The organism is Stenotrophomonas sp. 22692, from assembly GCF_052045015.1.
GTDB lineage: Bacteria > Pseudomonadota > Gammaproteobacteria > Xanthomonadales > Xanthomonadaceae > Stenotrophomonas > Stenotrophomonas geniculata.
This window is the reverse complement of record NZ_JBQEMR010000001.1, coordinates 147,183-169,492: the sequence shown is the minus strand read 5'-3', so window position 1 is coordinate 169,492 and position 22,310 is coordinate 147,183. Positions and strand designations below refer to the sequence as shown.

Annotated in this window: 12 protein-coding genes; 4 read left to right on the top strand and 8 right to left on the bottom strand. The window is 67.5% G+C overall.

All coding sequences use genetic code 11. The features are described 5' to 3' along the window. Window positions 1-47 precede the first annotated feature (47 nt). From ACTJJM_RS00720 to ACTJJM_RS00695, 6 genes are all read right to left on the bottom strand, one after another. A complete protein-coding gene (locus ACTJJM_RS00720; RefSeq protein WP_043396200.1) occupies window positions 48-377 on the bottom strand; it encodes a hypothetical protein in 330 nt (109 codons plus the stop codon). A gap of 97 nt (window positions 378-474) precedes the next feature. After that, the gene (locus ACTJJM_RS00715) at window positions 475-2,220 is read right to left on the bottom strand and encodes a putative porin (protein WP_440865044.1); all 1,746 of its coding nucleotides are present in this window, start codon (window positions 2,218-2,220) and stop codon (window positions 475-477) included. 42 nt (window positions 2,221-2,262) lie between these two features. After that, on the bottom strand, window positions 2,263-2,928 hold the full coding sequence (locus ACTJJM_RS00710; RefSeq protein WP_197597801.1) for a TonB family protein: 666 nt from the start codon (window positions 2,926-2,928) through the stop codon (window positions 2,263-2,265). 39 nt (window positions 2,929-2,967) lie between these two features. After that, window positions 2,968-3,381: an ExbD/TolR family protein gene (locus ACTJJM_RS00705; RefSeq protein WP_005409874.1), complete on the bottom strand. Its 414-nt coding sequence runs from the start codon at window positions 3,379-3,381 to the stop codon at window positions 2,968-2,970. A 10-nt stretch (window positions 3,382-3,391) separates the two neighbouring features. Beyond that, window positions 3,392-5,176, bottom strand: coding sequence for a DUF2341 domain-containing protein (locus ACTJJM_RS00700; RefSeq protein ID WP_109814251.1), 1,785 nt, complete (start codon window positions 5,174-5,176; stop codon window positions 3,392-3,394). A 38-nt stretch (window positions 5,177-5,214) separates the two neighbouring features. Then, complete coding sequence (locus ACTJJM_RS00695) at window positions 5,215-6,831, bottom strand: ShlB/FhaC/HecB family hemolysin secretion/activation protein (RefSeq protein WP_197597800.1); 1,617 nt, start codon at window positions 6,829-6,831, stop codon at window positions 5,215-5,217. Window positions 6,832-7,032: 201 nt separating this feature from the next. Here ACTJJM_RS00695 and ACTJJM_RS00690 point away from each other — a divergent pair, with 201 nt between their 5' ends. Then, window positions 7,033-7,368: a hypothetical protein gene (locus tag ACTJJM_RS00690; protein ID WP_440865043.1), complete on the top strand. Its 336-nt coding sequence runs from the start codon at window positions 7,033-7,035 to the stop codon at window positions 7,366-7,368. Between the two features lie 100 nt (window positions 7,369-7,468). On the opposite strand, the gene ACTJJM_RS00685 is transcribed toward ACTJJM_RS00690, so the two are convergent. Beyond that, window positions 7,469-7,918, bottom strand: a complete 450-nt coding sequence (locus ACTJJM_RS00685) for a hypothetical protein (RefSeq protein WP_440865042.1) — start codon at window positions 7,916-7,918, stop codon at window positions 7,469-7,471. Window positions 7,919-8,033: 115 nt separating this feature from the next. On the opposite strand from ACTJJM_RS00685, the gene gspH reads away from it, so the two are divergent. From gspH to ACTJJM_RS00670, 3 genes are read left to right on the top strand one after another with little or no spacing between them, the layout of a single operon-like run. Then, a complete protein-coding gene (gene gspH, locus ACTJJM_RS00680; RefSeq protein WP_043396223.1) occupies window positions 8,034-8,480 on the top strand; it encodes a type II secretion system minor pseudopilin GspH in 447 nt (148 codons plus the stop codon). After that, complete coding sequence (gene gspI, locus ACTJJM_RS00675) at window positions 8,477-8,839, top strand: type II secretion system minor pseudopilin GspI (protein WP_043396226.1); 363 nt, start codon at window positions 8,477-8,479, stop codon at window positions 8,837-8,839. Before gspH ends, gspI begins: the two co-directional genes overlap by 4 nt. Further along, the gene (locus ACTJJM_RS00670) at window positions 8,836-9,450 is read left to right on the top strand and encodes a prepilin-type N-terminal cleavage/methylation domain-containing protein (RefSeq protein ID WP_235650569.1); all 615 of its coding nucleotides are present in this window, start codon (window positions 8,836-8,838) and stop codon (window positions 9,448-9,450) included. Before gspI ends, ACTJJM_RS00670 begins: the two co-directional genes overlap by 4 nt. A 344-nt stretch (window positions 9,451-9,794) precedes the next feature. On the opposite strand, the gene ACTJJM_RS00665 is transcribed toward ACTJJM_RS00670, so the two are convergent. Next, window positions 9,795-22,187, bottom strand: coding sequence for a filamentous haemagglutinin family protein (locus tag ACTJJM_RS00665; protein ID WP_440865041.1), 12,393 nt, complete (start codon window positions 22,185-22,187; stop codon window positions 9,795-9,797). Window positions 22,188-22,310: the final 123 nt, after the last annotated feature.

Genomic DNA, 22,310 nt, shown 5'->3' with positions numbered 1-22,310 from the left:
GGTGCCTCGGGCCCTCGGGGCACCTCAGCCCCCTCCCCTGCGGCCACTCAGCGCCGTGAATGCAGCACGGTGCGCTGGCGCATCGCGTTGAATTCCTGCTCCACCTGCTGGATGTCTTCGGCCTGGAAGCCGGCCGCATCCAGCAGCTGGTCGGCGGCGGCGGCCGCCAGCGGATCATCGTCGCGCTGGCGCCAGCAGCGCGCCGGCAGGAAATAGCCCACTTCGCTGCGACCGCGCATGATCACCACCGGCCGGCCCGCATACAGCAGGAACTCGGCCAGGTGCTGGCGCAGGCCCTCCACTGAAACATAGGCCGGTCCAACACCCAGCATCTGGCTGGACGCTTCGGGACTCTCGAACAGCTTGCGACGGCTCATCCACTTCTCCTTTTGAACAACGCGTGGTCTCCTTTCCTTAGACGGGCGCATCGCTGCGCCCCCGCCACGCACTACGTGATCCGCATCACGCCGCTACTCAGAAGCCGGTATTGAACTCCAGCTGGAACACGTCGATCGACAGCGGCGCACCGGACACTTCCTTGGCCGCCATCCACTTGCCGCTGATCCAGCTGCGCGCATCCAGCGCATAGGCACCGCCCACGTAGTAGCCACGGGCATTGGTGCCGCCCAGGTGGAAATTCGGATCGTTGTAGGCGTCGGGCAGCGCATCGGCCTCGATGTGCTTGTAGCCCAGCAGCGCCTGCCACTGGCCCTTCTCCTTCAGCTCGGTCGCACCGAAGGTGGCCTGCACCATCCACGCCGTGTCACCGCTGCGGAAGGTATCGATGCTGGCGGTGCCACCGGCGCCATAGTTGTTGACGATGCCGTTGTTGGCGCGGCTGAACATGGCCTGCTTGTCGTAGGCCAGGTTGCGGATGTAGTCGCCATCCAGGCGCAGGCCGATGCCCTGGGCCAGCTGCGTATCCCAGCGCAGGTTGAGCGTGGTCAGGCGGAATGCCGAGGCCAGGCCGACATACTGCGGGGTCGGCGTGTTGGCCGGGTCCAGCGGGTTGCGCGCGATGTCGCGGATCAGCATCAGGGTATTGCCCTTCTGCATGAACGCTGGGCGCGACCAGTCGGTATCGCAGCCCACCGCGCCCGCATATAGCGCGCACGGCGAGGACAGGCGGCCGCTGATGTTCTTGAAATCGTAGTAGCCCAGTGCGGCGCGCAGCGCATTGTCGTCGTTGAAGCGCCAGTTCATGCCGACCTGTGCACCGGACAGCCACTTGTTCTCGTTCGGGGTCTTGACCCGGCTCTGGCTGGGCGCGCTATCGGAGGTGTACTCCAGCGGTACCACCGCCAGGTTGGCGAACAGGCCGAGGTCACCACCGTCGAAGTCATACTGCAGGTTGGCGGCCAGGCCGTCGAAGTTCAGGTCGTTGGAGAACAGCGTATCGCTGGTCCAGAACGGATTGCCGAAGCGGCCGCCGCGCACCGTCACCCAGTCGGCCGGACTGTAGGCCAGCCAGGCCTGGTCCAGCCACACGTCCTTCTTGCTCAGGCCACCGCCCAGCTGCTCGGTGGTCGACACCGGGCCATTGCTGCTGCCGCTGGCCAGGCGCACACCGGCCGTGGTGTGCTGGCCGATGGTCGCCTCGATGCCCAGGCGGGCGCGGATGCGCCACAGGTTGCGGCGGTCCTGGCGGGTGTTCAGCAGCGGCGGCAGCTGCAGGTTGGTGTTGGTGTTGGTGTCGAAGCCGTTGCCGGAATTGATCGACGACCAGTTGCTCACGATGTCGCTGTTGCGTTCGGAGAAGAAGCGCGACTCGCTGCGCACGCGCATGTCACCGGTGACCTTGATGCGCTTGGTCCACTCAGCCACTTCGTTCGGTGCCGCCCAGCCCTCGGACCTGGCCTGCGCCATCACGTCCTGGCGTACTTCGTCACGAATGCCGTCGCGCACGCTCTGCGGCACGTAGGGCACGCGCACGTCGCCGGCCTCCAGGGCCACGCCACCGCTGGCGGCCGAAGGTGCGGTGGTCGTAGTGCGCGATGCGGCCGCTGCTTCAGCCTCGGCCTGCACCAGCAGTGCCTGGCCGTCTTCTGGCTTCAGCGCGCCGCTGGCGATCAGGCCCTTGATCAGCTTGACCATGGTGGTTTCTGCGGCCATCGCACCGGCCGGGGCGGCCAGGCTGAGCAGCACGGCGCAGCACAGCAGCGCCCGTCGGGCCGGCCGCGGGCGGCGGGAGTCGGTTCGTGCGCGGACGTGGTCGTTCATCACGGTTCTCATCGAAAGAAGGGAAATCACGGAGGTCGGGAATCAGGCCCCGGGCCGGCGGCCCTGGATCAGCACGCGGGCGGGGAAATCGAGCGACGGCGGCGGTGCCTGGTCGATCTTGCCGATGCGTCGCAGTGCATCGAGCACGGCCGCGTCGGCCTCCTCGTTGCCACTGCCACGCACCAGCTCGACCTTTTCCAGACGGCCATCGTTGGACAGCCACACATTCACCTGCAGCTGGAACGCCAGGCGCTTGACCTTGTCGTCGCGCGAGATCGCCTGCTGCATCAGGTAGCCGAGATAGCGCCCATAGGTGGCATTGCCGGCGCCGCCACGGCCGACGCCGGACGAACCGCCGCCACTGCCGGACTGGATGCCGAAGTTGTCACCACCGGCCTGCGCATCGGCATTCATCGTCACCGGGTCTGCATTGTCCGGCGTCGGTGTGGGCTCTTCAGCGGGCGTCGGCTGATCCAGCGGCTCCGGTTCGGGCATCGTTTCTTCCGGCGGCGTCTCCGGCTCCGGTGGCTTTTCCGGCGGCGGTGGCGGCGGCGGAGGGGGTGGCGGCAATGCCAGCATCGGCGGCTGCACCACCGGCCTGCGGGTGCTGGCGGTGTCCTTGAACAGCATCCACCACACGGCGATGCCGAGCACCAGCAAAGCGGCAAGCACCAGCGCGACGGTCACCAGCAACTGGCGACCGCGCATGCCGGGCTCCGGCCGAGGGGGTTGATGGGCCGTCATGCCTCAGCCCTGCGCCTTGCCGGTGACCAGGCCAACCTGGGCCAGCTCCAGCCGCCGCAGCAGGTCCAGCACCTCGACCACACGGGCGTACTGCACCTGCGCGTCACCGCGCACGATCACCGGGAAATCCGGGGTGGTCGCGCGCTCGGTGCGCAGGCGATCTTCCAGCTCGGCCATCGTCACCGGATAGGCATCCAGGAACACCTGACCACTGGGGTCAATGGTGATCGCCTTGGTCTTCGGCTTTTCCAGCGCCACGCTGTTGCTGGCCTTCGGCAGGTTCACCTCGATGCCGGGGATGGAGGCGTTGCTGGTCAGGATGAAGATCACCAGCACCACTAGCAGCACGTCGACGAAGGGCGTTACGTTGATGCCCTTCTCGCGCTTCTTGATGCCGAACTTCGCCTTCTGGCCCATGGCGCGCCCCTCAGCCCTGGACCGCGGCCGGGCCGCGCCCGTCCTGCTCTTCGGCCAGGCGCGCGGCGAACTCGTCGATGAACACCGCCATGTCGGCGCCGATCGCCTCGGCACGTGCACCCAGGTAGTTGTAGCCGAACAGCGCCGGAATCGCGACGCCGAGGCCGGCTGCGGTACACAGCAGCGCCGCGGCCATGCCCGGTGCCACCGAATTGATGTCCACCGCGCCGGCCATCGCCGCCACCACGAACACCAGCATGATGCCGATCACGGTACCGAACAGGCCCACGTACGGCGCGCCTTCGATGGTGGTCGACAGCCAGTTCATGCGCCGTGCCATCGCTTCCTGCTCGCGCACCATCACCGCATCCATCGAGGCGCGGATCGCGGCGATGGTGGCGCCACTGAGGTAACCGCTGTTGCCATCGCGCTGGTGGCGCTGCTGCATTTCATCGATGGCCACCTGGTAGATCCGCCACAGCGAACCGTCGTGCATCGCGGCCGGCGCCTTGCCCTGGCGGTCCATGTCGGACAGGGTGCGCAGCGGCACGCCGGACAGCTTGCCGAAGCTCTCGGTGAACACCGCATTGGCCTTGCTGGTACGGCCGAAGTGGCGCCCCTTGGCGATCATGATCGCCCACGACAGCAGCATCATCAGGCCGAGGATCGCCACCACCACCCAGGCGTCGAACGGCATTGCCTTGAGGATGAAGGCGAAGTGGCTCTGACCGGCGGACTGCTCGTCGGCACCGTAGCTGATCAGGCGCGAGTCGGCGCCCTGTGCGGTGGCATCGGCCAGCAGCAGTGCCGCCGGTCGTGCCACGCGAGAGATACGCAGCTCATCCAGTGCGCCCTCGAAATTGGCCAGCGGCTGCGCCGCGCCAGGAGCATCGGCGCCCACCACCGGGGCGGTGCCCAGCGCCGGCAATTCGCCGCTCAGCTGTGCGACCACGCGGCCATTGAGGTACAGCTGCAGAGCGCCCTTCTCCGCAGTCAGCGCCACATGCGCCCACTGCCCTTCCGGAATCGGCTGTGCCGGCGTGCTGCGATGGCCATTGAGCTGCACGAACGGCACCCGGTTCTCGATGCCCAGCACCAGTTCGGAAGCACCGTCACGACGGGCGTAGATCGCCTGTGCGGCGTTGTTGCTGCCCGGCTTGATCCAGGCCGAGACGGTGAGCGGCGCGCCCGCCTCCTGCGCAAGCGATGCGCTGGCCGGCAGCGGCAGCGGGGCTGCGCCCAACTGAACGCCGCGGCCGATCACCGAGCCTTCCGACGGCGGCGCCACGGCCCCGGCGTTGTTTCCATAGGCGGTGGTGTCGCGTGCCGGCGCATTGGCCTCGGCAAAGTGGTAGACCAGCGTGTAGTCCGGGTCGAACACCTGCTGGCCATTGCCGCTGGCCGGGGCCTTCTCGTTGCCGTAGTACATCCAGATCGTCTGCGGTGCTGCGGCGCTGACCGCCGGTACGTCCACCCAGACCAGGGCCAGGCCCAGCCTGGGATCGAACTGTTCGATCTGGTGGGCCAGCACGGTGCGGCCATCACCCGAGACGAAGCGCAGGTCGTTGCCCGCGTCCTGGGTGCCGTCGAAACCGAAGTTGCCGGTATGCAGGCGCAGCAGCAGCGGCGTGCGACCCGGGTCACCGGCCAGGCCCGCGCCCTGCGGGCCGGCGTCGACGGTGATCGGCTTGCGGTATTTCCATTCGGCCTGCCACCAATTGGCATCGGCCGCAGCGACCGGCAGCGCAACCAGCGCGGCCAGCAGCAACAACACTCGGGAAAGCAAACGGTCCATGCGAAGGGTCTCCGGAGAACGCATGTTCAAGGGAAGGGTCAGTAACTGGTGCTGATGTTGAAATGCAGGCGCGGGTCGTCCTTGCGCGTGACCGGGCCATCGGCATAAGGCCAGGCGTAGTCCAGGCGCAGTTGCAGGTGTTCGCCGAGGCGCATCTGCGCGCCCAGGCCGACCGAGGCCAGGTTGTACTTGTCACGCTGTTCGGGCAGCGGCTGGCGCAGGCGCAGGTAGGCCGCGTCTGCAAAGCTGTAGACGCGCAGATCAGTGCCGCTCCACAGCGACCACGCCGGGGTGCGCCATTCCAGGCTGGCTAGGCCGCCGTAGTCGCCGATCGCCTCGGCCGACAGATAGCCGCGCACGGTGTACATGCCACCGGCGGCAAACTGCTCGGCCGACACCAGCGGCGCGTCGGTCACCTGCAGCGAGCCACGTGCGTACCACTGCCAGTCGTTGCCGAAGGTGTGGGTGTTGGCCACGTCGGCCTTGAAGGCCACGAAGCTCGGGTCGGCCCAATAGCGCTTCTGGCCGAAGGCGGTGGCGTCGCTGCCGTAGCCGAACAGGCGGCGGGTGCCGGCCACCAGCTGGGTATTGATGCTCAGCTGATCCTGCTCGCCCTGGCGCACGCCCACGAAGGCCAGCGTGATAGGCGCGTACTTCAGCGGCGTCTTCAGGCTGTCCTTGCCCATCTGGGTATCTTCCTCGGTGTCCTTGAAATCCACACCAAGGCTGAGCTGGCGCCACCACTGGCTGCTGCCGGCCAGTCGATAGTTGAGCTTGAGGCCGATCGAGTGACCGTTGCCGATCACGTTGGTACCGGTGCCGGTACCCACCTGCCCACCCGCGTTCAGCACGCGGCTGTCGGATTTGTAGCCGGACGCTTCCAGGCTCCACGGCGTGCCTTCGAACGGCATCGTGTACGAGGCCGTGAACACCTTGGCCTGTTTGGTGTCTTCCGGTGCCAGATACACGCCGATGTTGGCGCTGTGCCCGCGCTTCCACAGGTTGTCGTAGGCCAGCGATGCACTCAGGCGCAGCTTCTCGGTGTCGGCGCTGTGGTCATTGTTGAGTGACGCGCTGGCACGCCACGGCGACTTTTCTTCGACCTGCAGGTCCACATCCATCGTGCCCGGCACCTGGCCTTCGCGCACCAGCGGCATCACCTGGCGACGCCCGCCCTCATTCAGCGCGGTCAGTTCTTTCTGGGCCTGGTCGAAGTCCGGTACCTTGCCTTCCGCCAGCGCTGGTACGCGTTCGCGGATGCGCTCGGGCGATTCGTGCTTCGTTCCCACGACCCGCAGCTGGCCGATCGGTGTCTGCTGTACCTTCAGCAGCACCACGCCACCACTGACCTGCTGCTCGGGAAGCTCCACATAGACCGACTGGTAGCCCGCCTGCTGGTACAGCGCATTGACTGCATCGCGTGCCTTCTCGACATCGGCCAGGGTCTTTCCCGGGCCGAGGAAGGGCTCGACCGCGCGCTCGATCTGGCGCGGATCGAGCACGGTATTGCCACGTACGATGTATTCATTGATGTTCACGCTGGGCGCAGGCGCTGCCTCCTGCGCGAACAACGGCAGCGGCATCGCGGCCAGGGCCAGCACCAAGGGATGCAGGCGCAAGGGAAGGCGGACGGCTCGGCACGGAACAGGAGTCATCGAAGGCATCGCGTCGTATCGAAGGTAATGGCCATGGAGCGGCGCGTGGGTCTACCAACAGGACGTGCACGTCGCGTCAAAACCGCCAACAGTTTTATGACAGCACTGTCATCTTTTGACGGCAGCGCAATGCACGCAGGCGGACCCTGCCTTCTCCACACGTCTTCATTGCAGAACGTCGATTGCTGCGGGAGATTCGAGATGCGTGAATCATTGATGGCGGAACTGCGCGCTGCCCTCACCCTTGCGTTGCTGCTGGCGTTGGCCCCGGTGCGCGCCGACGAGGCGAAGAAGCAGGACGATGCCGCGCCTTGCATCGAAGTACAGGTCAACGGCGAGCGCATCCCCGCCTGGGAGTGTCTGCAACGCAAACTGGCCCCGGCGCCGAAATCGGCGAAGTCACCGGCTCTACCTGAAGCCGAACGCCTGATGCGGCAGCCCGGCAACCAACTGATGCAGTACAACCTGGAAGGCACACGACAGCGCATGGGCGATGCCTTTGGTCGTTCGGTGGTACCGCAGCGCCCGGCGCGCTGAGCCTGCACAGTCGCGGTGCAGAGCCCCAGCCCGGCAGGATTCTGTAGCGTCGAGCCATGCTCGACTGTTCTTCCAGGCGCAGCCGAGCGCAGGCTCGGCTCTACAGTGCGGCGGGCACGATGCCATCGCTCGGCACTGGCGGCAGCTGGGGCACTGGCAGGCTGCGCGACTGCCCGGCCTGGTTCAGTTCCACCGCGCTGGCACTGATGCTGGCCAGCACCGTGCAAGGTCCGAGCCGTTGGCCGGGCGCATACGCTTCCGCCGGGCGTCCATCCACCGAGAGCAGGGCCAATGGCGCATGGTCACCGGCCATCACGCCCAGCACCACCACCTCGGTCTGCACTGCACCGGGGGACAGCAGCCGCACCAGCGGCAGGCTGGCCACTGCATCGAACATCGGCCGTACCGGCGCCACGGCCTTCGCCTCGCTGGCCGCGGCCGCTGGCGCCACGGCAGACAGGGTGACACCCCAATAGGTCACCACGGCCAGCAGCAGCGTCGCCGCCAGCAGGGTCAGTATGCGATTGCGATCCCAGCGCCTGCCATCCATGTTCCGCACCACCGCCACGTTCGTGTCCGCCCACGCTAGCAGCTGTGGCTGACGCTTTTGTTTCATCATGCCGGCTTACGCTGGCAGGTATCGACCCGGACAGGAGGCAACGTCGATGCAGCGCGTGCCGCGTGGTTTCACCCTGCTGGAACTGATGGTGGTGCTGGTGATCATCGGCATCTGCACGGCCGGAATCGGGCTGGGCCTGGGCAGCCTGCTCGACCCGGGCCGGCAGCTGCGACAGGAAGCCGAGCGGTTGGCGCAGCGCCTGCAGGTGGCGCGCGATGAGGCGCGCATCGATGGCCGCCCCCTGCGTTGGCAGGCCGACGCCAACGGCTATCGTTTCAGCCGCCGCGAAGGCAGCCGCTGGGTGACCGTTGAACGCGATGATCTGCTGCGACCGCAGAAGTGGCAGGCAACGGGTATCGCGGTGCAGCCCGCCAACCCCATTGAGCTGAGCCCGGAGTGGATCGGTATCGCCTGGGAGCTTGGCTTGTCGCTGGAGGGTCGCAAACTGCGTCTTCGTGATGATGGCAGCGGACAGTTGCAGGTCGTGCAATGAAGCAGGCGGCGCGCGGATTCACCCTGATCGAAGTGCTGATCGCATTGGCGATCGTATCGATTGCACTGGCGGCGGTGATGCGCTCGGTGGCAGTGGCGACTGACGATCAGTCACGGCTGCGTGACCGTCGCCTGGCACTGATGTGTGCGCAGGATCGCTGGCAGGAACTGCGCCTGAGCGGACAGGCACCGCAGGATGCCCGGCAGCGCTGTGTGCAGGGGCGCAGCAGCTTCCTGGTGCTTCAGCATCTGGGCACGGGCAACGATGGCCAGCCGCAGCTGGAACTGAGTGTGGTTGCCGAGGAAGCTCCCCGGCAGTCGCTGGCGCGGATGCAGTTGCCATGGACGGCGGCGCAATGAGGCGCGCCGTCCGCGGCTTCACCCTGATCGAGGTGATGATTGCGATCACCATCATGGGCGTACTGGCACTGATCTGCTGGCGGGCGCTCGACAGCGTGGCCAACAGCGACCAGCGCCTGCGCCAGGCTGATGCAGAAACCACGACGGCGCTGCGCATGCTGCAGCAGTTCCAGCGTGATATCGAAATGCGCGCAGACGATGCGTTGATGAACGGTGCCGTGCGCCCGGGCGATCAACCGCAGCGGCTGCTGCCTCCTTCACTGGTGAGCGAGCGGCATCCGGATGGGAGCTTCGCGCTGGAGATCACCCGCAGTGTCGGCAGCGATGGGCTGCACTGGCAGCGGGTGCGCTGGTGGCGGCAGGGAAGTACGCTTTGGCGGGCCAGCGGCGCAGCGACGGATCGGTATCCCCTGCCGGCGCCGGATCTGTCGAAGGGCATTGCCGTGGCGCGCGAGGTACAGCGGTTCGAGGTGCGGGCCTGGCAGCCAGGAACGGGATGGGCCGTGTTGCCGAGCGAAGGCGAGGTAATGCCGGCCACCGGACTTGAACTGCGGTTGGGCCTGCGCGATGGGCGTGGGCCGTTGAGTTACCGGCGCGTGCTGGAGCTGTAGGATTCTTCCCAGGCAAAGCATCCACGCACGGCGTGGATCTACGGTGGGTGCCGACCGTGCCTTGGTGGGTGCCGACCGTTGGTCGGCATTGTTGTTGGCTCCGGAATCCGCGCATTGCATGGATCCCCCCGCCTGCCGCCGGGCACTCTCCTGCACCCGGCGGCGTTGTGTCGGTGGTCCTCACCGCTGATGGCCGCTCCCTGCCCTCCGTGCCGTCCTGGCTGGGGCCGCCACCGCTCCGTGGCGGCTGGCCCGATGCTGTCCGTTCTTCCGGCCCGATCGCATCCACGCAAGGCGTGGATCTACCTTGGTGCCGACCGTTGGTCGGCACGCTTGCAAGAGGCCTACCGGCGCTGCGTGCCCTCGTCGCGACTTGCCTGCGGGAACTGGAAGGCACTGTTGGCGTCATAGCCAGCGTTGGCAGTATTGCCACGCGCCGGCGGGTTGATGCTGCTGGTGCCGCTGCCGAAACCGAGGATCTGCACACTGATCACCGATGGCTGGTTGCGCCGCGCATCATCCTGGCTCTTGCGCATCACATCCTGTGCCGCTTGGCTGGCGCTGTTGGCTGCTGCACTGGCCGAGGCCAGCGCGTTGACGTTCACCGTGGCCAGCACGGGCAGGCCCTTGCTTTCACCCTGTACCTGGATGTTGGCGGCATTGAGCACCTGCAGCGCGGCCAGGTTGATGTTGCCCGAGACGCGGATGCCAGCCTCGCCCGCATCGATGGTGCCCAGCGGCGCGATCAGGTCGACGTCGCCCGGCAGCACTTCGGCAATGGGGTTCAACGTTGCGATGCCTGCACCACTGGCCGGGGCCTGCGGCGACAGGATCACGTTACCCCAGCCGTCATAGACGCGACGCGGTGGCGTGTACAACAACGTGGTCTGCGAACCACGACCGGCGTTGATGTCACCCTGCTCCGACCAGGCCAGGATGTCTCCGCCGAACGTTGTCATCACCCGAGACAGCCCCAGCAGAACGCTGTCCTGGCTGAACAGACGGATGTCACCCTGCCCCTGGGTCACCAGCCCGGCACTGGCCGGCGGCACCACGCCCTGCACACCCACCACGATCTGTCCGCCCGGCGCCATCAGCTCGATGTTGCCGCCGGCTTCGGTACGCACGCCGGAGCCTCCGTACATCAGGATGTCGCCGGTGCGCTGGATCGTCGCCCCCGTCGCATCCTTGTCCGGCATCAGCGTGGCGATGGCCTCGCGGCCGCGCAGGTAAGAACCGAAACGCGGGCCTTCGGCATCGGTGTACTCGCGGCCACCTTCACGCAGTTCGGCGTAGTAGACCTGGCGCAGGAAGATGCGCTGCTGTTCCTTCGGCAGCCGGTCGAATGCTGCCAGGGCCTCGGCGCCATCAACCGCCAGACCGAAGCGCTGCTGCAGCCACTCCCTCAACTCCTTGTCGTAGATCTTCACCGCCTTGCCCGGCTGCGCAGCCAACGACTGCGAGGAATCGGCGAGGTTGGCCGGATCCAGGTAGTGCGTGCGCAGTGCATCGAAATCAATGCCCTGGTTGCCGGCAGTCACTGCGATGCTGGCGCCGGGACGGGCATCGCCTTGCACGACGCCGCCCAGGCTCACGATGCTTCCGGCCTCTTCCTGGCGCAGCTGCCGGCCCGCACTCACTTCGACGTTGCCGGGGCCGGCAACCGTCAGGTTGCTGCGGATGATGTCCCGGCCCGCTTCGATCCCGCTGATATCGGTACCGCTGGTGTTGAGCGCGGTGACATCCGCGCCGATCACATCGCGACCGGCGCGCAGCTGTACCGCCGAGCCCGCTTCGTACCAGTCGAATACGGTACGCGCGCCGTTCTCGGCATTGCGCGACAGTTGCCGCCTGTCGCCGCTTCCCAGCCCGATGATATCGCCGGCCACTGCATAGAACCGGCTGGCCACGGTCGGTGTGGTTGGCAACAGCACGCCGAGCGCGGTATTGGGACCGAAGGCAAAGTACGGCAGCGTAGTGCCAGGACTGGCGCCGTTCCCGTCCGCGGGTACATTGCTGCGCACGGTTCCTGCGTTTCCGGGGCCTTGCGCGATGAAGCCGGGATTGAATGGGCCGGGGACACGGGCATCACTGCTTGAGCGCACAATCTGAGTGGCCCGGTCGGTAGCCAGGATCGATCCTCCCGCCAATACCTCCAGCCGACCCGACGCCGAGGGCGCCAGCACGATGACGTCCTGGGCATCGGGCACGCTGCCACTGCGCAGACTGGCGAGATTGATGTTCCCGGAGGCCGCGATGGCCGTGAACCGGGAGGGATACAACCAGTAGTTGAGATAGGCATCGCCATTGCTGGGGTTGATCCTGATCACCTCCCTACCCTGGTTGCTGCCGGTCGTGTGCTGCGTGCCAACCAGGCCCGGCGAGAGATTTCCGCCTGCGGAGAACAGGTCGAGCGCGGTGCGCGGCGTCCACAGCGAGAACCAGCTTGTGCCCGACGCGTGGCCGCCCCCTTCCAGCAGGATATCGTTGAAATTGGCCACGGGAACCCGGCCGGGATCGGCGGCACTACCCAGTACCACATCGCCGCGCGCCTGCACCTGGGCGGTGGAATCGCCCAGCACCAGCACCGGCCCGGCCATCGCAACGGGTGCGTCGGCCACGAACGGATTGTGCAGGCCCAACGTGCCGTAGCTGCTTTGTATCGCGCTGAGACCGCCGATGCGCGCCGCCTGCAGCAGCGTGCTGCCGCGTAGATTGGTCACGGTGCCGTTGAGATCCAGATCCTGCTGGAAACCCTCGGGCTGCTGCGCGCTTGCGCGCAGGCCGGGGTTGACCGCTCCGCCGCTTCGCAGCGTCAGGTCTCCGCCCCCCGTCAGATGCAGTTCACCGTTGCTGACCCGTCCGGTCGACCCGACCGCCGCGACGATCGCGCTGGAATGGGGCGCCGTCAACAATCCCAGAGCATTGCCCATCGGCGCGATCACGCCCGAGTGGCGGCCTGCTTCCAGGGACAGATTACCGCCGCCCAGCGTGCCGAAACCGGTAAAGCCGACCAGGCGAGGCGTCGCATCCAGCTCAGGGCCCACCGTGCTGTAGGTACCGAAATTGATCCACCAGCTGGTTGCGCTCTGCACTACACCAGCAGTCGTGCCCGATCCCTGGCGCCACAACCAGTTGCCCACCGCGGCGCTGGAATGCCCGGCCTGGTCGCGCTGCGGCGTGCCCGCCTCTGCGCGCGCGCTCCAGGTATCACCGGTGATATCGCGGCCCGCTTGCACGTGCAGATTGCCACCCTGGTCGGGATACCACGCCTGGTAAGTGGCGATGGCGGCATCGTAGCGGCCGGACGCCTGGACCGGGCCCAGCAGCGCGGTGTTCCTGGGCACTGGGGCCCGCCCCGGGGTGAACTGCGTGTCACGGCCATCACCCAGCGCCGTCGGCGCACCTGCGGTGTACACACCGAAACCGGACTTCATGCGCACATCCTGCGCGGCCAGCAGCGCCAGGTCACCCTTGCCGGTGCGCAGGACGCTCCAGGCCGGTGCACCCAGGCGCTTGCCATAGGTCGTGACTTCAGTCAACGTGCCACCGCCATAGCAGTAGCCCATCGCCGCGCAGATTTCTTCCTCCGACATGCCCATCTCGGCCCCGAGCTCCGTAGCCGGGCGGCCGACCCACGATTCATCGCCCCACCATGCCAGCGAGCCTTCCTTGTCGACCAGGCGCGGGGCCGGACCGCAGTAGGGTCCGGAATCACAGACATCGCTCTCGGTCATGCCAAGCTCCCGAGCGAGATCCGCTACGGGTTTTCCGACCCACGACTCATCGCCCCATAGATCCAGCGAGCCATCCACGGTGATCACGCGGTCGCCCTTCCATTCCGTCGTCGTGGTCACCGTACCGATGGTGCTGTAGTGGCTGTCGGCCAGCACGATGCTGCCGTCACTCCCCCAGCGCCGGGTACGCGGATCGGCGGCGGTCGTATCAGCACCGGCCACCGCGGTCAGGTCCCACGAGGTGGTGCCTTCGGGCAGCATGGCCGCCAGCGCCCAGTTGCGGCCCTGGCGTCCGCTGGCATCGGCCGCCCGCAGCTTCACCGGTGCATCGCCTGGCAGCTCCACCTTGGTCATCGACGGGATGATCGCACCGGCATGCAGGTTCAGCGCGCCTGAAAGCTTCATCGCCATGGGCAGGGCGACGCCGGCCGGCCACACCTGTGCGGCCAACGGCGCCGGCGTGCGCAGGCGGAAACCGGCACCCAGTCGGGCACCGGACTGCAACGCCAGCGCCTGTGCCAGCACGGTGCCGGCCACCATCACCTGTCCGCTGTCTGTGGTCACTACCGCGCCCAGCACGGTACCGGCCGGCAGCAGCAGCGGCCCGGACAACACCATCTCCGCCGGTAGCACGGTTCCGGCCGGCAGGGTTACCGCCTCGAAGGGCAGCGCATAATTCAGCGTGGCACCGGCGCGGAACTCGGTGCCGCCCTGGAGCTGGACACCCTCGCCCGGCACGATCAGGTCACCGCCAAACGCGGTGTTCGGTGAACCCGTACTGCGTCCTTCCAGCAACACCCAGCCGTCTTCATCGGGATTGGCAGGCGGTGGCGCGAACCCATCGTTGATGCTGCCGTAGACATTGACGTCGCCCTCGGCACGCAGTACCAGCGCGGCCGACTCACCGAAGCCACGGCGCGCAGGATCGGCCCGGTTCGACTGCGGTCCGTAGCGGTAGCCGGACAGATCGATATCACCGGCCACGACCAGATCACCGCGCGGGTTGTCACTGCTGGTTCGCGCCATGATCTGCACACCGGGGCGCAGGCGATAGCTGCCCAGTGCGGAGATGCGCTGCTGCAATCCGGTATTGTCCAGCGCGGCGTTCATCCATTGGCTGTTGTCCGGATCCACCACCGTATCCAACCATTGCTGGTTGATCACCTGCGGACGATGGCCATGCACGTCCGGAGCGCTGGCCAAAGGCGCCGAATCATAGCTGCGGAAGGCGTTGACCTGCACGTCGCCGGCACCGGCGATGCGGATGCCGCTGGCCACCTCGATCGCTGCATCGTTGCTGCCCACGCGGGGCACGTTGAGCTTGACGCTGCCGCGTGCGCGGCCGTCGTTCTGGCCCGGCCCGCTACCGGTGGCCACCGACGTGCCGGCGCGCAGGTCCATCGAGGCAGCCGCACCCAGCTGCAGGCTGCCGTTGGCCGAGGTCAGTTCGATCATGGCCCGGTTCGGGCTGTCGATGATCTTGCCGTAGCTGTCCACGCGCAAGGCGCTGCCATGCGCGTCCAATGTGCCATCGATACGCAGCACGTCGCGGGCGGACAGGCGGATGCTGCCGACCTGTTCGCCACTGGCATCAACGCGGCCATTGACCTGCAGGCTGCCGCCATCGACGCTGATATCAACGTTGCGGGCCTTCACCTCATCGCCGATCACCAGGTCGCCTTCGCTCAACTGGAAGGTCCGGCCACCGGTAATACCACCGGCGGTAAGCCGTGTATTGAGCCCGGAGAAGTCCTGCAACTGGCGTGCGCGCACCACCACTTCGCCACCGTCATAGGGCACTTCGGTGCCACCGGCGTCGTAGCGGCCGCTGGCACCGCCAAGCAACGTACCTGCCAGATCGACACGGCCGCCCTGCGGGCCCAGCGCAGCAACGGTCAAGCGGCCGCCGCGGTTGTTGCGAGCGGAAAGATCGATCCGCGACGCCGCGTCGGCAACGATGTCACCTTCGCGGCTCGACAGCGCCACGTCACCACCCCAGCTGTACTTGTCCACGTCGAACAGACTGACCTTGCGCCCTGCCATGTCCAGCACTGCATTGCTGCCAAGCACCACGCCCTGGCGTGCGTTGGCCTCGAACCTGCCGGACGCCAACGCCACCCTGCTGTCGATCACAACGCGTTCGGCCGTGATGGACAACTCGGCACCCAACGCATCGCTGCCCGCGGTCGCCGCGGCGCCGCGCAGCTGCACCGTACCGCCATTGCGGATTGCCAGCTGCGCACCGGCATCACCGGTCAGCAGGGGAGTGACGATGTCCAGCGCGCCGCCACTGAACTGCCAGCCGCTGCCTGGCAGGTAGTCGCCCTGCTGCTGGAACACATCGAGGCTGCCCTTGCCCGAGAACAGCATGCGGTCCGACGCTGCCAGGGTAACGCCGGCAAAGCCGAGCACCTGGCGACCGGCCGCCACAGACGAGTTGGGGCGGGTGAACGGCGCACGCCCCAGTTCCAGCACCCGTGTATTGATCTCCAGCTGCCCTTGGCCGAGCCGGCCCACCATCGCCTCGCCGGGCGGTTGTGCCAGCTCGCCGCCGGGCAGGTCGGTGCCGGCCAATGTCCCATCCCAGACCAGCGTGTCGGCGAAGATGCGCGCGCGGTCGGTGGCGGCAGCATAGCCGTGAATGGCCGGCGCACCCAGCACCAGATTGCGCAGGCTGCTGCGACCGGTCGCGCCATCTCGCGTATCCAGGTCAACACTGCCGAACACGTTGATGGCATCACGCGCGGTCAGGCTGAGCGCCTCCAGTGCGGGAGCGCCGATGGCGGTGTTTCCGCGCAGCAACCGCTGCAGCACCTCCTGGTTCATGGTCATGCCCGTGGGCAGGCCGCCGGCCGCCGACGCCATCGCAATGGCCTCGGTGCTGCCCAGGTTGAGTGCGGACATGCCCAGGCCGAGCTGGCGCGTGCCATAGCTCAGCGAGTCACCCATGTTCAAGGCGCCGTCGGTGACCACGTTGATGCTGCCCGCCGACAGCAAGCGGGTCTGCCCACTGCAGTCCGCCTCGCAACCGCCGATGTCGATCGCTACCGGCCCGCCGGCACTTCCGCCCTGTGCACTGAGCGCCGTCAGGCGCTGGTTGGACACGGCAAGCAGGCCGCCCGCGACCAGGTAGGGCGCCGTGGGCTGCGCCACGCTCGACGGGCCCGACTGGGACAGGGTGTCGATCGAAACGCCCTGCTCGACCAGGATACCCCTGCCTCCGAACGCGGCCGACAGCAGCACTTCCTGCGCCGTCAGGTTGACGCCGTTGCGCACCACGATGTGCTGTGCGCCGCCCTCCAGCGCATAGGTGGTTGCATCGCGCCGCAGCGTGCCGCCGATCAGCATCGTTACCGGACGGAATGCATTGAGCGTGGTATCGGAGACGGTAGCGCCGCGCCCGCTGGCGGCATCGGCGCCCTCGCTGGCGATCTCCAGCGCTGCACCATTGGAGACACGCAGATTGACCGAGAGCGTGCCGCCGAGCCCGTCACTGCTGCCGGCGCCAAAGCGGGACAGGCCGAGGAAGGTTGCCGCCGGGGTACCCGACCGTCCTGCGCCTTCACCGAACACCAGGTTGAGGCTCCCGGCATCCACCGTCCGCCAGCGCAGCGCTTCGCCACGCCGCTCGGCCACGCCGTGCACGAACGCGTTGTAGGAGGTTTCGTTGTAGCCGGCGTGGCGGCGAACCGCCTCCGCTGGTGTCAGCACCAGGTCGGTGAGCAACGGCGACACCGCCCCGCCCAGGCCCTGCGCGCGGTGCCCGCTGATGCGCCAGGAGCCGGTGCCGGTCGCCACCGGCGAGACGTTGCCCAGCGCGCTCTCGGCGCCGATCTCGACGCGGAATGCGCCCTTCTGCAATGCGTAGTTCGCCGGCAGCAACGTGTAGGTTCCCGCCGGGAGTCCAGGCACGCCGTCCGGAATGACGATCTCCTGGCCGACACGGGGATCGACGCTGCCGTCACCGGTCGCCAGCGGTGCCTGCACGTCCGCTCGGCCCGGCACGATTGCGTAGACCGCATTGCCCGCGCGACTGAAGCCATAGCGTGGATTGGCATCCGCCAACGAATGCCGCAGGACATCGACCGAGCCACCGCGCCCGGCGACGAACGCAGCGCCGGTCAACTCACCTCCGCCGGAGACATCCACGATGCTGCCAGCGGCACCGTTGAAGGCGTTGGCGACGATGTCCACACCGATCGGGGCATCGATCGATCCAGGAACCAGCACATCGAACTCGGCGCCGTTCCGGCGCCATGTCACACCGTCCACGGTACCGCCAAACGGAAGCGCCAGGCCGGCGCCACTGATCGAGGTCACGCTGCCACCCAGCAGGTCGACGCGGCTGGCGCGATTGGTGCTTCTTTCACCGCCACCCAGTTGGACGCGGCCCCACGGCGCCTGCACGTTGCCGCCCTGCACCACCGTCGCCGCGACCAGTTCCAGGCGGCCGAATGCCGAATCCGGTGCCGGTTGCGTGGCACTGCCAACGCCGTGGATGCGCAATACAGCCTCCGGGTTCTGCCAGGCAGGCTGTCCCGACGGACCGATGTCCGCAACGCCAGCGACGATGCGCCCGCGCGCCCGGGCCGCCGGGTACAGACGGGCTGCACTGATATCGATCGAACCCGGGGACGACAACGAAGTTTCCTGGGCGCTGCTGGCTGCCGGTGCCAGCAGGCGGATGTCGCCACGGCTGTCCAGGTTGACATGGTCGAAGCCCGCCAGCCAGCTAACGTCGCGCAGGTCGATCAGGTTCGCCTTCACATCGAAACGATGTTGCTTCCCTTCGTCGAACCGCGCCTCGACCGGCCGCAGCGTGCCCTCCCCCGCCGGCTGCCACCAGCGTCCCTGCGCAAGGCGCACGTAGGGCGCGCTCAGCAACAGGCGGCTGCCCTCGCTGTTGCCTTCCGCAAACCCCAGGGCGCGCTCATTCATGCCATGGATGCGCAGGCTCTGGTCCATGCGCAGATCGACATCTCCCTGGGCGCGGAAGTCGCCGAACAGGGCCAGATGATCGAAACCACCGGCCTCGATCTGCTCCACCGACAGTGCCGCATGGCCGTACTCAAGGCGTGCAGGCAGGTCCGCCGTCTGCGCGGCGTGCTGGGTCAGCGAGATCACCCGCGGCGCCAGCACGTCCTTGCCCAATGCCGTTCTGCCGTAGGTGCCGCCCCCAAAGGCAACACCGAGGGTGCCGCCGCGCGCGCCGTCGCCGCCCGCTGCTGCGTCCAGTTCGCCCTGCAGGTACAGCGCATTGCCCGCGCGCAGCACGATGCTGCCGCCATCGCTGTCCACCCGGGTGCGCCCGCTGCCATCAATGTCCAGCAGCGCCGAAGCACCGGACGCGTCCAGCCGCGCACCGCGCTCCACCACCACGAAGGTATCGGGCGGCAGGTGGCGTACGTTGTCCTGGTCTTCCCAGTCCAGCGCCCCCCCGATCTCGATCGTTCCACCCTTGCGCACCTGTCCGCGCAATGTCCGGCGCGCGTCGGGCAGGGAAACGCTATCGCCACTCACGTCAAGCAGTGCGCCTTCAGCGATTGTCCACTGGCGCTCGCGGCGTGCATCGCCGCGTACGCCCGACGGATCGAATGCCTCATCCAGGCGGATGCGGCCGCCGGCCGCCTTCAGACCGCCAGCCACGTCCAGGTTGCCGGCGCTGAACAGTTCGATCGACTGGCCGGCATCGACCTCGATCCTTGCACCCTTGCCAACGCGCAGATCGGCCGTGGACAGCAGATGCCCTGCGCGCAGTGCCAAGCTCGCGCCGCCGCGCTGCGATACACGCCCGCTGGCCGGATCCGCCTCATACAGCGACGGCGTCCAGGCCTGAACGCCCTGCTCGCGGGCCAGTGCCTGCTGTGCGCCCTCGGCCAGGCGCAGCGCCGGTCGTTCGACCTGCAGCTGGGTACCCTCTTCAACCGTCAAGCCGTTGTGACCGGCGATGTCATAGCCGGCGAAGCCACTCCTGAACAGTGCTGGCTGCAATCGCAACGACGCCGCCGATGCATCCGTGCCAGGCGCGCCGATGGACACCACACCGCCGGTTGCCAACGTGAAGTTGCCGCTGCCGTTGCCGAGCGCGCTGAAGCGTGCGTCCTCGCCGATACGGATCCGTCCGCTGCCGTCAGTGCCAACCTCGGTGCTGGCCGCGAGCAGGCTGGCACTGCCACCCTTGCCTACGCGCCCCTTGCCACTGGCATCGATCGCGCCGCCGGCATCGACCAGAATCGCGGCCCGCTCGCCCACATGGATGTCGTGGCTGCTGTTGAAGCGCACCTGTCCGCCGTCGATCCACGCCTGTGCGGGACCGCCATCCGGCGCAGCAAGCGCGTTGCCCCAACCGCCGCCAAGATCGATCCGTGCGCCGGCCGCAACATCCACCGCACCACGTCCGGACGTCAGCAATGCCGTGGGCCCGCCAAGCGCCGCAAGCAGATTTCCGGCTTCCACCTGCCCGCCGGCAATCTGCACCGTTCCACCAAAGTTGACGCGGCTTGCGGTGAGTCCAAGCCGGCCGCCCTCCTGCAACCTGAGCGTGCCGTCGAGGTCGATACGACCGGCCGATGCGAGGTCCACCTGCCCCCATCGCTGGGCGCTCAGCACCTCACTGTCCAGCCACACGGTATTGCGCTGTGCTTCCCCGACTGGCGCCTGCAGCGTCCACGGCCGGGTGTCGGCCTGGAGCGCTCCAATGCGGACATTCGAGTCGAACACCGCGCTGCGCCCGCTGTTGTCGAAACGCCCGAGCCAGAGCTGGGCGTTGCGGGCCGCCGCCGTCTGTGCCTGCGCGTAGCCCTCCTGCTCCTGATCGGGCCGGCGCGTCTGCTGTGCGCCCTGGAAGGCCACCGTATCCACCTGGCCCTGCAGAACGGCCGTGGGCGCCGAGATCAACAGGCGGCCAGCATCGCGTCCCACGGTATAGCCATTGTCGAAACGCTGGGTGGGTGCCACCAGCGGATTGCGGAACGATTCGGTCACCCCCCACCGCTCCTGCTTCACTTCATAGCCCTGGTACAGACCGTCGTACAGCATCTCGGCCGGTGCATCATCAAGCCGGTACAACTGCCCGTCGCGGCCACGCAGCCAGCTCTGCTGCACCACGCCGGACTGCACATCCAGGCTGCCACCGGCCAGATTGATGCGCGAACCGGCGTGGCTGACCACTTCCTTGCCTGCCAGCTGGACGGTGCCGCCCTGCGCCGCCCATTCGCTGATCGAATGCCCCTGATTGTCCAGGTAGCCACCCACTTCCAGCAGGCCGCCGCCGGCATACCAGCGCGTGCCTTCATAACCGCCGGTACCGGCGGCAACTTCGGTCAACTGGCGGCGGTCGATCCACACCTCGCTGCTGATCAGCTTGCCGCTGTCACGGTTGTCCGGCGAATCGCGCAACTCATTGCCCTGCACCTTCACCTTGACGTTGTTGCTTTCCATCGCCACCTGCACACCCACCGCACCGGAGACGTCCACGCGCGCGCCATCATCCAGATAGCTGCGCCGGCTGGCGTCGGCGATCACCTGGCCGCCGGTGGCCACCGCCAGCGAACCGGCCTGGAAGTTCACATCGCCGCCGGAGACGACTTCGATGCGGGATTGCTCACGGCGGTCCTGCAGGCGCGAGAGATTGTCGAAGGTGCCACTGTTGCTGGAACCGCGCAGCTTGTCCTGCTCGGCCGATTCCTTGATGAGCGCGTTGCGCTGGCTGTCCAGCGCCGTGCTCTTGCCATCGTCTTCCAGCAGTACTGCCGTGGTCGAGCCAGCGGCCAGGGTCACGCTGCCGGCCGCATCGGACGCCGAGTTCAACAGGTGCACCGTACCGCGCTGGTTCAACGTGGTGGTCGCAACCGCAACGCCGGCCTGCTCGACGGTGCGGCCGGCCAGCGTGACATCGCCTTCGCGCGCCTGGATCAGACCACTGTTGCGAACACTGCCCGCCGTGCTGTCAGCGACGAAGCGCGGGGCAATCTCATTGCCGCGGGTGGTGGACGCGGTGTTCTGGGCGGTTCCCACGCCGCGACGGATCACGAAACTGTCACCGGCGGCCAGCTGGGTCTGTCCCTTGCGGGTTTCAATCTGGCCCGCGTTTTCCACGCTGTGGCCAGCCAGCAGCACATAACCGCCGCCCCGTGTAGCCGTGGTCGGTTCGTGCGTGGTGATGCGCGCACCGCGTTCGACCATGACCTTGCCCACGGCGTCGGTCAGCGCCGAGGTGTTCGCGTCGGCACTGTACAGGCCCTGCTCGCGGAACTGCGCATCGCTGATGCGTGCGGCCGCTGCCACCAGATTGCGGACATTGACCTGGCTGTTGTTGCCGAACACCACACCGTTGCGGTTGGCCACGAACACCGTGCCATTGGCCTTCAGCTGGCCAAGGATCTGGCTGGGCCTTGCGGCGGGATCATTGACCCGGTTCAACACGGCCCAGTCGGGGTTCTGCAGGAAATTCAGTGTGGTGTTGCCACCAATGTTGAAGGTTTCCCAGTTCAGGATCGCCTGGTCGGCGGTCTGCTCGATGTTGACCAGCACCCGCCCGTCGGCCGCCTGCGACTGGATCGCGTCGCGCGCATTGATCCAGCCACGCGTCAACGGATTCTCGTCAACCTTCAGGCCATCCTTGCCCAGGCCATCGGCCACTACGAATCCCGCCTCGCGGCGCGCCTGCCGTGCCTGTTCCTGCAGGCGCTGCTGCAGGGCGATGGCCTGCGCGGCCGTACCAAGATTGTCGATCGACTGCTGCAGCTTCTGCCGTGCCGCATCCTGCTGCTGCGCGGGTAGCTGGAACTGGATCGGCACACCATTGGGCATGCGCCCGCTCTGTGCGGCCGCGCCCTGCGCCGCACCGCGCTCGGCGAACCAGCCGGGGCTGAACGCCTGTTGGGCCTGAGTGGCCGGAGCCACCACGCTGCCCAGGGCCACTGCGACGGCCCAGGCCATCGGGTGGCTTCGCCACAGGGCAGCAGGGAAATGGGCGGTGGGCGAATGCGGGTGCGACATCGGGGACCTCGTCAACCTGATGGGCCGCGCTGGCGGCGGCGTGTACGGATGGGCCTGCGCCAGGCACGCCCTGCACCTCATAGACGGTGGCGGCGGCGTGAAGGCGACAGGCGCATCACTGTC